We start from the raw sequence: 13,980 nt of genomic DNA on the forward strand, positions 1-13,980 counted from the left end.
GGAATAAATATTAACGAGCAAAGATGGCTGGAGTAACCAAAGTAGAAATAAAAGAGTCAGTAGAGGAATTACATGAGTTGCTCTTAAAACAAAAAACAGCATCAAGTTTTGAACGGATTCAAGCTTTGTATTTGCTGAAAATAGGACAAGTGAAAACAATACAAGATGTAGCGGTGGTAGTAGGAAGGGCAAGGGTAACGGTACAAAGATGGTTAAAAAATTATCAAGAGTCGGGAATCAAGGGTCTATTAACAACTCTAAAGAGTCCAGGGCGACCTGCAATAATTAGCTTACAAGTAAGAGAGCAGCTAGACAAAGAGCTTCAAGAATCGGAGGGATTCAAAAGTTATGAGGAAATCCGAACATGGTTAAAAGCAGTAGAAGGGATAGAAGCATCATATAAAGTAGTACATGATACAGTGCGCTATCAAATGAAAGCAAAGCTAAAAGTGCCGCGAGCAGTAGGTATTAAATACGATAGCGAAGCAGAATCAGAATTTAAAAAAACTGCCACAATACCTAGAAGTAATAAAAAACACGTCATAGCACCAGTAGATAGGCAAAAAACAATGAGATATTGGTGTGGGGACGAAAGCCGTGTGGGATTGAAGACTGAAGCTGGGAGACTAATTACTAAAAAAGGAGTCAAGCCCATCGGCATTATGCAATGGAAGCGGGATAATTTTTACTTATATGGATTAGTGGAACCCTTAACTGGAGAGTATTTTATCTGGGAATTCTCTCATTTGAATACAGCCTGTTTCAATATTTTTTAGAAAAATTTTCCCAGACTTATGCTCAAGATATTCATATTCTTCAGTTAGACAATGGGGCTTTTCATTTAAGTCAGCATCTGAAAATACCAGAAAACATAGTTTTGTTATTTCAACCTCCACATACACCTCAAGTTAATCCAATAGAAAGATTGTGGGAAGAAGTTAAAAGGCATCTAACTTGGGAAAGCTTCTCAAATTTAGATGAATTAAGAGAATTTATCTGGAAGCGATTGGAACAATTAAACACATCAGTTGTTGCTTCTATCACAGGTTGGGATTTTATTCTTGATGCTTTATTTGTATCAGGCTTTTCGTGAATTGGTATTACATAGATGACTTTATTTGCGCCTACCTACTTATTACCTAAAATCAGCAGTCTAACTATTCCAATGTAGAAATAAGTCATCAGATTACTTCTAATAAATGCGCTCATATAAATAACGCTTATAAGCAATCATATTTTACTAATTTGTTTAATTTTTATTGTTTCAAATACCAAAATTAATAATTGCCAATTTGGCTACCACGCAACCTGTAATTCATACATAATAAGTTACCCAAATTGACTAATTAAAGATGTGTTAGCTTTCGTTTTATATATAACAAGTCTTTTCAACGGTCTTGTCCACATTTGAAAAAGCTAGCCAGAATCTCAAAATAATTCCCGTATTTTTATTACCTAATCAAGGTAATTTTCCATTGACATTCTTTGAAAAATAAGAGGATATACGATTATGGACACTTATGTAGGAACACGCGGTAACGATAGGAAACCTCAAGACTTTACCCCACCTCTGCCTCCTTTCCCCAGTGCTATTAGTAACTCTATGGTTTATGGGGATACTGATGGCGAGCTAAATGACAATCAAAGAGGTGGGAACGACCGCATAGAGATTGTTGGGAATGATAACCGTCTCTTCGGCGATGCTGAGATTATGCGCGACAAAGCCAGAGGTGGCGACGATATGCTCACGCTACTTACTGGGAATAGCAACATCCTCATCGGCGATGCTGTTTTTATGTTGGGAAACGCCAGAGGTGGCAACGATAAGCTCACTGCTATTGGGAATGACAATGGACTCATCGGCGATGCTGTTGCTATGTCGGGAAACGCCAGAGGTGGTAACGATAAACTCACCACTACCGGGAATGACAACGGACTTGCCGGCGATGCTAGGAATATGCTCAGCAACGCCAGAGGTGGCAACGATAAGCTCACTGCTACTGGCAATAATAATTTTCTCTATGGCGATGCTGCTGTAATGCGCGACAACGCCAGAGGTGCTAACGATAAGCTCATAGCTACCGGGAATAATAACTCTCTCTACGGCGATGCTACAGATATGTACGACAACGCAATAGGAGGAGATGATATATTAATCGCCTCTGGTGGGGTCAACACCATGTGGGGGGACGCAGAGTTGCTAGGGACTGGAGTAATCACAGGGCGTGATATCTTCGTCGTACAAAAAGGTGTTATCCCCTGCCTAAGTGGTGACATGGACTACAACATCATTAAAGATTTTCGACCAGGAGAAGATCGGATTGGTCTTTCTTTTGGTCTGTTTTTCCACAAACTCTACTTTGGTGTAGACCATTGTAATCATACTACTTTAAATATTTTTAGTGACTCGACTCAAACTGACTTATTAGCAAAAGTAGAGAATGTCACCGCCCTCACACGTAATGATTTTGTTTATTTTTTTGGTTAGATAATGTTTGAAAACTATAAAACTAATGGCGTTGTATGGCTTATTAGTTAGAGGTTGTTTGAAAAGTATTCGGCTGTGACTTTAAGTACATTCAGATCCCCGCGTAAACTACGGCAAGATTTAGTTCCCTCCTCGTTCACCTATGGTGTATACACAAGTCTTGGTGTAGTGCATCTATCCCGCCTCGGAATCAATTCCGAGTCTCATAGCGTAAGTCCTCTCAAGAGGACTCAGGGACTTCCAGATAAAAAAATATCCAAAATGTACGGTGCGTCAGTGCGATAGAACCTAACTATACCCAGAAATTATTCATACTGACGCACCCTACCAAACCGTCAATTTCGGATAATTTATTTTCTGGTCTTCCCTCAACAAAAAATTCCATCCCGTCCACTTAAGTGGACTTTAGCTATAAGAGAGAAACTTTAGTTCTAGGCGGGATATGGGTTGAGCGTGAAAATTTCCGACTTGTGTATACACGGTAGCCCCATTCACGGGAAGGGTTAGGGTCGAGTAACAAATATTTTTGCAAGAGGTCTATTGACTAATAGGGATCAGAATCAAACCTACCCCGCTTCACACTCCGAAAATAATAACCCCTACTAGGTGGATTATTCAAGTCGAAGGTATTACCACTGGGAACACGCCAAATTTTGTAGTCGTGATATGTCAAGGGTGTTCTGGGTTTACATACCTCTGGTGGATGATCTCCTAAAACAAAATAGGCTGCATTCCTCCCCATCACTTTCGCTTTACCATATTTATCTACAACTATCGATGTCTCCTCACTAATGGCGATACCTAAAGCACTCCTAGACACACCATCTTGAATTTGTCGGGCAATAAACGCCATAATGCGCCCCATGCGTTTACGACTATCAAAATGGGTATCAATAATCGTTCCCTGTAAATGATGCCATCGGAAAAAGTTGTAGGTAAAGGTAATATTCTGGTAAGGATCTTCCAAAGCATCCTTAGTTTCAATAGGGTCTTCACAAGCACAAGCATCGTAAATAAAATCACTGAGAATCATTGCCCCGGCGCTAGTGCCACCAATACCGCCACCCCTTTTGTAAACGGACTGGACAGCCGCTTCTAGTTTGGTGTTTTTCCAACTGCGAATGTATTGGCATTGATCACCACCAGCAAAAAAAACTACCCCAGCATTTCTAATTTTGCGTAAAATATCATCTCTGTTAGCATCTTGGCGATTGCTGACTATCAATGTTGCTACAGAGTTCACACCTTTCATGCTATAAATCAAGCGATTGTAGTCATCACTACCATAGGTGCGGATAACTACAACATTGATTTTATGGGGAGAATTAGCACCGCCTCTGACTTGGTTGATCATCCACTGGATAGCTGCTTCTACGTCAGTCCCGCCACCACCTAAGTTAAACACAGGGCCAGCTAAGGTGGGCAGAATCTCGGCAGTGTTGCTATCAAAGTCAAATCTCAGGTATGCTTTCAGGCGGCTAATCACCCTCAACAACATAGTTCCTGTTGCTTTCAAGAACCTGGCTATACTTGGGAATGCCCTTGTCATACTAACCTTCTGGAGCAAACTGCAACTATTGCTTAATTTCGCACTCCCAAGGGTAAAATTCCCAGCGTACAGGGCTGGTGTTGTTTTTTAACGCCAAATAGTCCAAAATAAACTTTGTGTATCTGGTTAACGCGGCATTTTGTTACCAATCAACTTGCGATCGCTCCTCTAATACTTTTTGATAAACAGCATCGGTTTGTTGAGCTAATTTCGGCCAGCTAAAGCGGCGTTCTAAATCTTCATAGGCATTATCAACCAACCATTGGCGATAACCGGGATTTCGCAACACTTCCAAAATTCCCCACGCCAATGAATCGGGATTATTCACCCCGGTAACAACCCCAGTTTTAGTATGCTGCACTACCTCTGGGAATCCGCCTGTATCGGATACCACTACAGGAACCCGCGAGGCGAAGCTTTCTAAAGCCACAATGCCGAAAGGTTCGTAAAGGCTGGGAAAAACAGCACAATCAGCCACAGTTTGGAATTTATCTAAATATTCATCGGTTAGGAAGCCGGTAAAATAACATTTATCCCAAATTCCCAAATCCCAAGCTTGACGTTTGAGGTTATCTGTGTTACCTCCCCCAACAATCACAAACTTGACATAGCCACCCATTTCCCAAAGTACCTTGGGGGCAGCATTCATTAAGACTGAGACACCCTTTTCGTAGGTCATCCGCCCCACATAATAGACAATTTTCTCATGGTCGGCGGCGAACTGGCGGCGAAAATCTTGGGCGTGAAAATCTTCGTGATGTTTTTTCTTTTCGGGGCGGATACCGTTATGAATGACATCGATTTTATCCCAAGGGCTAGCTAAGGTTCGCGCTACCTCTTGGCGCATATAATTGGTACAGACGATAATCCGCCAAGCGTTGTAAGCCAGTAAGTTTTCTTTACCGTGAATATAGTTCTGGACATCGTTGTGAATGCCGTTGTAGCGTCCGTATTCCGTGGCGTGGATGGTAGCAATCAGGGGAATTTTAAAGGTATGCTTGAGAGCGATCGCGGCATCTCCAACTAGCCAATCATGAGCATGGATTAAGTCAAACGGCCCTTCCTCCGCAATTAACTTACCACCATGATGTCCCATACTCTGATTAAAATTGACTACCCAATGAAAAAAGTCATTACTGTGGGAAACTGGGATTCGATGTACGTGAATTCCCTCCACTACCTCATACATCGAAGCATGACCAACCTCTACTGTAATCAAGTGGATCTCATGGCCTAACTTGACTAATTCGGGGTATAACTCTGCCACATGACGCGCGATACCGCCAACTATTCTCGGTGGAAATTCCCAACTTAGTACCAGTATCTTCATGAACTAGACTCCCCAATGCTTTATAAAGATTTAAAAGTATGAGAGTGGCAATTGCAGTAGGTAGATTTACTAAAATTTTCTAATTTTTTTCAGTTTTTGTTGGAAAAGCTGATCAAAAATTATCAATCCTGAGTAGATGAGCAAATACTATATGAAATTTTTTAGGTTAACTGATCCCTACTTAGATAGTATGAAGTCTCTTACCCCCCAATATACGGAACAGGGAACAGAAGACAGGGAATAGTTAGTTCCCGGTTTCCTGCTCCCTATTAAAATTTAATATCTGTTAAAAACAAACTCTAACCTGTCACCTGTCCCCTTCCTCAACTTTGATCTAAACGCAACACAGCCATAAAAGCTTCCTGGGGTACATCAACTGTCCCGACGGATTTCATGCGCTTTTTACCTTTAGCCTGTTTCTGTAACAGTTTCTTCTTCCGGCTGATGTCACCGCCGTAGCACTTGGCAAGTACATCTTTCCGCAAGGCGGGAATATGTTCACTGGCGATGACTTTACTACCAATTGATGCTTGAATGGGGACTTTGAATTGGTGGCGAGGAATCAATTCTTTAAGTTTTTCTGCCATTGAGCGTCCCACACCGTAAGCTTTGTCACGGTGGACAATCATTGCTAAGGAATCCACAGGATCACCGTTGATCATAATATCCAACTTCACCAAGGGATTCTCACGGTAGCCAATCAGATGATATTCCATGCTGGCATAACCGCGCGATCGCGATTTCATCTGATCAAAAAAGTCGGTGACAACTTCCGCCAAAGGTAACTCGTAAGTCAGGGTGGTGCGTCCTTGGGTGAGATATTTCATATCTTTGAACACACCCCGGCGATTTTGCGATAACTCCATCAACGTACCTACGTATGTTTCTGGTGTAATCATTTCTACTTGAACGTAGGGTTCTTCGATGCGTTCGCGATCGTTGGGAGCAGGTAAATGGCTGGGATTATCAATATACAGTTCTTCACCCTTGGTAGTGATTACCTTATAAACCACAGAGGGGGCTGTAATAATTAAATCCAGGTCGTATTCTCTCTCTAACCGTTCTTGCACAATTTCCATGTGCAGCAAACCCAAGAACCCACACCGGAAACCAAACCCCATGGCGCTAGAAGTTTCTGGTTCGTAATGTAGCGCCGCATCATTCAGCCGCAGTTTTTCTAAAGCTTCCCGTAAGTCTTCAAATTGATCAGCATCAATGGGGAACATCCCACAGAAAACCATCGGGTTGGCTTCGGTGTAACCAGGTAAAGGTTCGGTGGCTTTAGCGTTGGCGAGGGTGATGGTATCACCTACCCGTGCATCAGCTACAGCTTTAATAGCGGCAGCTAAATAACCTACTTCTCCAGCGTGGAGTTCATCAACTTGCTTTTGGGTGGGAGAGAGAACGCCTAACTCATCAATTTCGTATTCCTTGCCAGAAGCCATCAGGTGGACGCGATCGCCTTTTTTCAGCTTCCCATCCATCACCCGGAAATAGACGATGACACCGCGATAGGCATCATAGTAGCTATCAAAGATTAACGCTCTTAAACGTTCATCTACGGTATCCGGGGCGGGTGGTACCCGTTCCACAATGGCTTCCAGAATTTCACTAATACCAATTCCCTCTTTCGCCGAGGCTAAAATTGCCCCACTGCAATCAAGACCGATAATTTCTTCAATTTCGCTGATTACCCGGTCTGGTTCAGCCCCAGGTAAATCAATTTTATTGAGAACAGGGATAATTTCTAGATTATGTTCCAGGGCTAGGTAGACGTTAGCCAGAGTTTGTGCCTCTACACCTTGAGAAGCATCAACCACCAACAACGCCCCCTCACACGCCGCCAAACTGCGCGACACCTCATAAGAAAAGTCCACATGACCTGGGGTATCAATCAGGTTCAACACATACTGCTGACCATCTTGAGCTTGATAGTTCATCCGGGCAGCTTGCAGCTTAATTGTAATGCCGCGCTCCCGTTCCAGATCCATGTTATCGAGAAACTGTTCCTTCATCTGCCGGTCTTCAACAGTTCCCGTCGCTTGCAGGAGGCGATCGGCAAGGGTGGATTTCCCGTGGTCAATGTGGGCAATAATACAAAAATTGCGAATGCGAACTGCGGGAACGTCAGTCATATACTAATCTTTGCTGAAGCAGCAACCAAGGTTAAAAAGCGATTTACTTCATGTATTTTAATGCTTTCTTCGCCAAGACGGTATTAAGTGATAGGCAATAGGCAATAGGCAAGAGTTATTAGTTTTTCTCCTCTGCTACCCTGCTACCCTGCTACCCTGCTCCCTTGCTCCCTTGTCTCCTTAAAGATTTTCGACAGACTTTTTAAGAATCTCTATAAAGTCCATTTTTCGGTGCTAGTATTCATCAACCTGAAGCGTACAATAAAAATATAAGTACATAGTGTAGATATGATGGGCGATTGCTAGCCGTAATTGCCCGGATGCTCTAATTTACTGACAACACTTCTAGCTTAGTTTCTAGAACGTTTTATGAACACTGCCACTTGCTACCTGATGCTGTTAGTTTGATGAAAATTCGGGGAACTATGTAAATATAAACTTTTCATATTTTGTCAGTAAACAACCCGAACAGTGAAGATAACTGCTTTACAAAGCTTGTGACAAGAGCGTTTCTGAGTATATAAACCTATGAATATGAAAGAACGAGCTACCGATGCGGAATCAATGCCAGCCGATAAGGTAGAAATTGCTGTCCATCTAGACTCGGATTTACTGGAGCAAATTCAGCACCTTACCAATGATCCCAGTAAAGTGATTGAAGTAGCCATTCGTCAATGGTTGCGGGGTGAAATTCTCAGAGATGATGAACTAACACGCACCCCCCATCGTATCCCCATTCCACCCAGAGGAGAATGGAATGATTAACTTTCCATAAATAGGTTGTAAAGAATCGAACCGAAAAATGTAAAGTTGGTCAATCTAAATTCCAGAACAGTTACAATACGCAATACTCAGTGCGTAAGTGCTGTAATATTTTATGCCAAGCTTTGCCTAGCTTTAGTAAAACTGTTTTGAGTTGCCATTTGTCTATCCAACTCGATTAATGACTATTACTGCCAGCTCCCAATTGCCAAACATATATTCTCAGAATCTGGAATTGATTACTCATAAGGCTGATGGCTTATTACCAGCCCTCGGTGCTGAGTTGGTATATACGCAGGATGGCGTAGGGCGTTATCTGTCGTTTTATTGGCACAAAAGTGACCTTTTGGGATGCAACCCTGAACAAATAGTCACACAATGCAATGAACAGAAAGCTTTTGTACCAGTAGATAGAGTTTCCTATTTGGAAACATTGCATCGGGTGTTGACCAATTTGGTTCCAGAAAGGTGTCAGTGTTGGTTTAGCTGTGAGCAAAATTTATTCGAGTTGGAGTTGGCAATCTGTCCGATTATCCCGCCCTTGGGAACTGCCGCTACTACAGTCTTGGTTACAGGCAGGTTATTACAACTGAAAGTTAATCACCAAGAAGCAAACGTAGTTATTAATCCGCCTACACAGATAGATTTAGCTGTGCGATCGCAGCAACACCAAAGAATCGTCAATAAATTTACCAGAAATATTCGCCGGACTCTAGATTTAGATATCATCTGGCAACAAACAGTTGATAGTCTAGGTAAAGCATTGCGGCTAGAGAGGTGTATTATTTGTCCCTACCAGCCCTCTAGCTCCAAAGTGCGGGTGATAGCAGAGTACCATCAACCAGAACTTCCTTCCCTGCTGGGTTCAGAAATAGATGTGAATACTGAACCAGCCTTTGCTCAGGCGTTAGCCACCTTGGAACCAATTGTGATGGAAATTCCAGGGTATAATGTCTGTCCCCAAAACAAAATTTTAGTAGTGGCTACCTGCTATCAAGACCAAGCAAATGGCTTGATTGCCATTAATTTGCGAGATGAATGCTATCCCCTCACAGATGCAGAATTAGAATTAGCTAAAGAAGTAGCAGATCAGTTAGGAACTGCGATCGCTCATGCTACCCTGTACAAAGAACTAGAAGTAGCCAGACAAAAAGCCGAAGAAGCTTCCCGCCTCAAAAGTGAGTTTCTCGCTAACGTCTCCCATGAAATTCGTACACCTCTCAACGGCATGATTGGCTTTTTAAAGCTGATTTTAGAAGGCATGGCAGACGATGCTGAAGAAAGAAATCAGTTTTTAGCAGAAGCCCATCACCTATCTTTACATCTACTAAATATTATTAACGACATCTTAGATATAGCCAAAATTGAAGCTGGAAAAATGGAGCTGGTTTGCGCTCCCGTTAAGCTAGATGAGCTATTCTCTGATGTGGAAAACTTCATGCGTCCCCAAGCCGAAGCTAAAAACCTCAGTTTCCGGATGCAATTACCGCCTACCTCTGATGACATCATTGTTCAAGGCAACTACCAACGGCTATTGCAAGTCATGCTGAATTTGACGGGTAATGCCATCAAATTTACCCATGAAGGCGGTATTACTATTAGCGCCGATGTTGTCCTGAAAAAAGGTAAATTACCAGAACAGCAGTTTCCTGGCATGGTGAGAGTGAGGGTAGCCGACACAGGTATAGGTGTCTCCCTCGACAAACAAGACAAACTATTTCAACTCTTCTCCCAAGTAGACGGCTCTCGTACTCGCCAGTACGGTGGTACAGGTTTAGGATTGGCAATATCCCAGAAATTGGTAGAGGCTATGGGTGGGGAAGTACATTTTTATAGCCTCGGTGAAGGACTTGGTTCTACAGTCACCTTCACAGTACCCTTATATCAACAACCAGTCATGTTGTCATCTACTGACATGGACTCAGAAAGTTGTTCTTAATAGCCTTGAACTAGCGCGGCGACACAGGCAGCAAAATAGAGAATAAACAATCTCTTCGACTCTTACTCTTATTTGTCACCTGTCACCTGTCACCTGTCACCTGTGTTTCTTAAAGGTTGCCGGGTAAATCCTTCGGATCAATACCTTGAGATTGTAAATAAGCCATGAGCCGTTCTTTTTGCTGACGTTCTTGTTCAGCGCGTTGGCGTTCTTGTTCAATCTGTTCCACAGCCCACAACAACAAGTTACCTGATTCATCCCACCACCGCAACCAGTAACCTGTTCTACCCTCTTTTGTACCGTGCCAAGTTCCTAGAAATAATCCCATCGCCGCTATCCAATGATGACCATTTTCATCGGGCTGCTTTAACTCATAGCGTCCGTTTTCCAGGTGATAAAATTCCAGCAAGCCGCCAGTGGGGTCAAAAATTACGTAAATTGGAACTTGTAAGATTTGCTCGTAGAAAAACCATTTACCCGGCGGGTAGGTGCGCTTAAAAGAATATTCTCCCCCCTCCGTATCAGATAAAAATTCCATGACAACCGCAGGAATATCTCCTTCTAAGTTGGGTGTGTAGCTTTTGCGATCGCCTACAATTTCTTTTACACAAGGAACATACACCCAATCAGGAGCTTTAGCAATAAATTGCCCGTTGACTGTCGCACAAACAGCAAAATTGGAAGCAATTAACATTTGGGGTTGGATGAAACCAGCAATTTCTAGGCTCTCACGCAAAGCACCAGCCAAAATTGGCTGACTTGTATTTTCCACCGGTTCATCCTCAAGCTGAAAATTATCGGGCAATGGTTCCCAAGAAATGTCCAGTTTAGTGATTTGGGCTACCATAAGTAAAGTTTTTTGGGTTTATTTCAGTGTATCAAGGGGTTGGGGACTGGGGATTGGGGACTGGGGACTGGGGAAGCAGGGGAGCAGGGGAGCAGGGGAGATGAGGGAGAATAACTAATAACTCTTGCCTATTGCCTATTGCCTCTTGCCTCTTGCCCATTGCCTATTGCCTATTGCCTAAAAAACCAGCATTTAGATCTAGGATCGATTTAATCAGGCTAAAAAATAACATTTCGGATAATGTGTTTGTAGTAGACTTTAGCACTACTACACATTAATTCGTTATCACCATTGTTAACTTACTAGGTATCACACGATGGAATTAACAGTTGAAAACGTTGAAAAAGTCTTGGATGAAATGCGTCCTTACCTCATGTCTGATGGTGGCAACGTGGAACTCGTAGAACTCGATGGGCCAATTGTCAAACTGCGCCTGCAAGGTGCTTGTGGTTCTTGCCCCAGTTCCACCATGACCCTGAGAATGGGTCTGGAACGCCGTCTGCGGGAAATGATTCCCGAAATTGCCGAAGTTGAGCAAATCATGTAACGGCAAAATCTCAGGGAAATGGGACTGTGTTTTTAATGAATTATGAATACGCAATTGAAATCATTCATAATTTATCATTATTACCCAGTCCCAAATCCTTAATCAGTTCCCATGTCTCACCCACTTTATGTCGCCTTCATTTGGCATCAACATCAGCCGTTGTACAAATCTCCTGGCAACGGTGTTTCAGCGTCTTCAAGTCAGCAATATCGTCTACCTTGGGTACGCTTGCATGGTACAAAAGATTATTTGGATTTGGTGTTAATTCTGGAAAAGTACCCTAAATTACACCAAACGGTGAATTTAGTACCATCCTTAATTCTGCAACTAGAAGATTATATTGCTGGTACTGCTTTTGACCCTTACCTCAAAGCCAGCTTGACACCTACAGAACAGCTGACTCAAGCACAAAAAGAATTTATCATTCAACATTTTTTTGATGCCAATCACCACACCTTAATTGATCCCCATCCCCGTTACGCCGAGTTGTATTACCAAAGGCAAGAACAAGGACAAGCTTGGTGTTTAGCTAATTGGGGATTGGCGGAGTATAGTGATTTGCTCGCATGGCATAATTTGGCATGGATAGATCCCCTGTTTTGGGATGATCCAGAAATTGCGGCTTGGTTAGAGCAGGGTCGTAACTTTACATTAAGCGATCGCCAGCGCATTTACTCCAAACAACGCGACATCCTCAGCCGCATCATCCCCCAACACCGTAAGATGCAAGCAGCAGGACAATTGGAAGTTACCACCACACCCTACACTCACCCAATTTTACCCTTGCTAGCTGATACCAACTCTGGGCGGGTCGCAGTGCCACACATGACTTTACCAGAGTCTCGCTTTCAGTGGGCTGAAGATATTCCTCGTCACTTACGTAAAGCTTGGGAATTATATAAAGAACGCTTTGGACAAGAACCCAGAGGTTTATGGCCTTCAGAACAGTCCGTAAGTCCCGCAATTTTGCCGTATATTGTCAAACAGGGATTTAACTGGATTTGTTCTGATGAAGCCGTCTTGGGATGGACATTGAAACACTTTTTCCACCGGGATGGGGCGGGGAATGTACTAGAACCTGAACTGTTGTATAAACCTTACCGCCTGACAACTCCAGCCGGAGATTTAGCCATTGTCTTCCGTGATCATAGATTATCAGATTTAATCGGTTTTACCTACGGGGCAATGCCCGCCAAACAAGCCGCAGCTGATTTAGTGGGACATTTGCAGGCGATCGCTAGAAAGCAAAGAGAACGTCCCAGTGAGCAACCTTGGTTAGTTACCATCGCTTTAGACGGCGAAAATTGTTGGGAATTTTACCCCCAAGACGGTAAACCCTTCTTAGAAGCTTTGTATCACAGTTTAAGTAACGAACCCCACATCAAACTCGTTACCGTCTCCGAATTCCTGCAACAGTTCCCAGCTACAGCCACCATCCCCGGAGAACAACTCCATAGCGGTTCATGGGTAGATGGCAGCTTTACCACTTGGATTGGCGATCCTGCCAAAAACCGCGCTTGGGACTACCTCACTCAAGCTAGGGCAATGCTAGCCAGTCATCCCGAAGCCACAGAAGAAAATAACCCCGAAGCCTGGGAAGCTTTATATGCTGCCGAAGGTTCTGACTGGTTTTGGTGGTTTGGGGAAGGACATTCTTCCAATCAAGATGCCATCTTTGACCAATTATTTCGTGAACATCTGTGTGGCATCTACAAAGCATTGAATGAACCAATACCACCATATCTTAGACAAGCCGTTGAGGTTCATGAAGCACGGGCAGATCATTCTCCCGAAAGCTTTATCCATCCTGTAATTGACGGTAGAGGTGATGAACAAGACTGGAACAAAGCCGGACGCATAGAAATCGGCGGCGCACGGGGAACAATGCACGTCAGCAGCGCCATTCAGCGTCTTTGGTATGGAGTCGATCACCTCAACTTTTATCTGCGCTTAGATTTTAAAAGTGGCGTGAAACCAGGCCAGGATATACCCACAGAGTTAAATTTGCTGTGGTTCTATCCAGATAGAACAATGCACAACAGCCCTATTCCGTTGGCAGACGTACCGGATACAGCCCCTCTGAATTACCTGTATCACCACCACTTAGAAATTAATTTACTCACCCAATCAGTACAATTTCGGGAAGCTGGAGAACATTATCAATGGCATTGCCGCAGCAGTCGCGCTCAAGTCGCTTTAGAAACCTGTTTAGAATTAGCAGTACCTTGGGCAGATTTACAAGTACCACCTGATTATCCCTTACGCTTGGTTTTAGTCCTAGCTGATGAAGGATGTTACAAAAAATACTTACCGGAAAATGCTTTAATTCCCATTGAAGTACCTTAGTTTGTAGTCAGGACTTTAGTCCTTTTTAAATAGGAAA

Annotated in this window: 11 protein-coding genes; 7 read left to right on the forward strand and 4 right to left on the reverse strand. The window is 43.1% G+C overall.

Annotated elements, in window-relative coordinates; genetic code table 11:
- Positions 1 to 23: 23 nt before the first annotated feature.
- The 3 genes from NOS7524_RS29270 to NOS7524_RS27750 all read left to right on the forward strand — a co-directional run bounded on the left by NOS7524_RS29270 (position 24) and on the right by NOS7524_RS27750 (position 2,488).
- Complete coding sequence (locus tag NOS7524_RS29270) at positions 24 to 776, forward strand: IS630 family transposase (protein WP_015137665.1); 753 nt, start codon at positions 24 to 26, stop codon at positions 774 to 776.
- Positions 777 to 811: 35 nt separating this feature from the next.
- Positions 812 to 1,093, forward strand: a complete 282-nt coding sequence (locus NOS7524_RS30560; protein WP_235622437.1) for a transposase — start codon at positions 812 to 814, stop codon at positions 1,091 to 1,093.
- A 417-nt stretch (positions 1,094 to 1,510) separates the two neighbouring features.
- Complete coding sequence (locus NOS7524_RS27750; protein ID WP_015137666.1) at positions 1,511 to 2,488, forward strand: calcium-binding protein; 978 nt, start codon at positions 1,511 to 1,513, stop codon at positions 2,486 to 2,488.
- Between the two features lie 544 nt (positions 2,489 to 3,032).
- On the opposite strand, the gene NOS7524_RS06425 is transcribed toward NOS7524_RS27750, so the two are convergent.
- From NOS7524_RS06425 to lepA, 3 genes are all read right to left on the reverse strand, one after another.
- On the reverse strand, positions 3,033 to 4,037 hold the full coding sequence (locus tag NOS7524_RS06425; protein WP_015137667.1) for a cyanophycinase: 1,005 nt from the start codon (positions 4,035 to 4,037) through the stop codon (positions 3,033 to 3,035).
- A 142-nt stretch (positions 4,038 to 4,179) separates the two neighbouring features.
- Entirely contained in the window at positions 4,180 to 5,367 is a 1,188-nt protein-coding gene (locus tag NOS7524_RS06430) for a glycosyltransferase family 4 protein (RefSeq protein ID WP_015137668.1), read from the reverse strand.
- A 323-nt stretch (positions 5,368 to 5,690) separates the two neighbouring features.
- Positions 5,691 to 7,502 carry a translation elongation factor 4 gene (gene lepA / locus NOS7524_RS06435; RefSeq protein ID WP_015137670.1) on the reverse strand — a complete coding sequence of 604 codons (1,812 nt, stop codon included), beginning with the start codon at positions 7,500 to 7,502 and terminating at the stop codon, positions 5,691 to 5,693.
- 528 nt (positions 7,503 to 8,030) lie between these two features.
- Between lepA and NOS7524_RS06440 the strand changes: the two genes are divergently transcribed.
- Together NOS7524_RS06440 and NOS7524_RS06445 are read left to right on the forward strand one after the other, a co-directional pair.
- Positions 8,031 to 8,267, forward strand: a complete 237-nt coding sequence (locus tag NOS7524_RS06440) for a hypothetical protein (RefSeq protein WP_015137671.1) — start codon at positions 8,031 to 8,033, stop codon at positions 8,265 to 8,267.
- A 178-nt stretch (positions 8,268 to 8,445) separates the two neighbouring features.
- Complete coding sequence (locus NOS7524_RS06445; RefSeq protein WP_015137672.1) at positions 8,446 to 10,203, forward strand: sensor histidine kinase; 1,758 nt, start codon at positions 8,446 to 8,448, stop codon at positions 10,201 to 10,203.
- Positions 10,204 to 10,312: 109 nt separating this feature from the next.
- Here NOS7524_RS06445 and NOS7524_RS06450 read toward each other — a convergent pair whose 3' ends face one another.
- On the reverse strand, positions 10,313 to 11,050 hold the full coding sequence (locus NOS7524_RS06450; RefSeq protein WP_015137673.1) for a Uma2 family endonuclease: 738 nt from the start codon (positions 11,048 to 11,050) through the stop codon (positions 10,313 to 10,315).
- Positions 11,051 to 11,366: 316 nt separating this feature from the next.
- Here NOS7524_RS06450 and NOS7524_RS06455 point away from each other — a divergent pair, with 316 nt between their 5' ends.
- Together NOS7524_RS06455 and NOS7524_RS06460 are read left to right on the forward strand one after the other, a co-directional pair.
- Entirely contained in the window at positions 11,367 to 11,597 is a 231-nt protein-coding gene (locus tag NOS7524_RS06455) for a NifU family protein (RefSeq protein ID WP_015137674.1), read from the forward strand.
- A gap of 111 nt (positions 11,598 to 11,708) precedes the next feature.
- Positions 11,709 to 13,943, forward strand: a complete 2,235-nt coding sequence (locus NOS7524_RS06460; RefSeq protein ID WP_015137675.1) for an alpha-amylase/alpha-mannosidase — start codon at positions 11,709 to 11,711, stop codon at positions 13,941 to 13,943.
- Positions 13,944 to 13,980 lie beyond the last annotated feature (37 nt).

The sequence above is a fragment of the Nostoc sp. PCC 7524 genome, assembly GCF_000316645.1.
Classification (GTDB): domain Bacteria; phylum Cyanobacteriota; class Cyanobacteriia; order Cyanobacteriales; family Nostocaceae; genus Trichormus.

What these genes read in the sequence shown, in the direction of transcription:
- NOS7524_RS06450 (WP_015137673.1), bottom strand. Translation starts at nt 11,050, where the DNA reads ATGGTAGCCCAAATCACTAAACTGGACATTTCTTGGGAACCATTGCCC.
- NOS7524_RS06460 (WP_015137675.1), top strand. Translation starts at nt 11,709, where the DNA reads ATGTCTCACCCACTTTATGTCGCCTTCATTTGGCATCAACATCAGCCG.
- NOS7524_RS06445 (WP_015137672.1), top strand. Translation starts at nt 8,446, where the DNA reads ATGACTATTACTGCCAGCTCCCAATTGCCAAACATATATTCTCAGAAT.
- NOS7524_RS27750 (WP_015137666.1), top strand. Translation starts at nt 1,511, where the DNA reads ATGGACACTTATGTAGGAACACGCGGTAACGATAGGAAACCTCAAGAC.
- NOS7524_RS06425 (WP_015137667.1), bottom strand. Translation starts at nt 4,037, where the DNA reads ATGACAAGGGCATTCCCAAGTATAGCCAGGTTCTTGAAAGCAACAGGA.
- NOS7524_RS06440 (WP_015137671.1), top strand. Translation starts at nt 8,031, where the DNA reads ATGAATATGAAAGAACGAGCTACCGATGCGGAATCAATGCCAGCCGAT.
- lepA (WP_015137670.1), bottom strand. Translation starts at nt 7,502, where the DNA reads ATGACTGACGTTCCCGCAGTTCGCATTCGCAATTTTTGTATTATTGCC.
- NOS7524_RS29270 (WP_015137665.1), top strand. Translation starts at nt 24, where the DNA reads ATGGCTGGAGTAACCAAAGTAGAAATAAAAGAGTCAGTAGAGGAATTA.
- NOS7524_RS06455 (WP_015137674.1), top strand. Translation starts at nt 11,367, where the DNA reads ATGGAATTAACAGTTGAAAACGTTGAAAAAGTCTTGGATGAAATGCGT.
- NOS7524_RS06430 (WP_015137668.1), bottom strand. Translation starts at nt 5,367, where the DNA reads ATGAAGATACTGGTACTAAGTTGGGAATTTCCACCGAGAATAGTTGGC.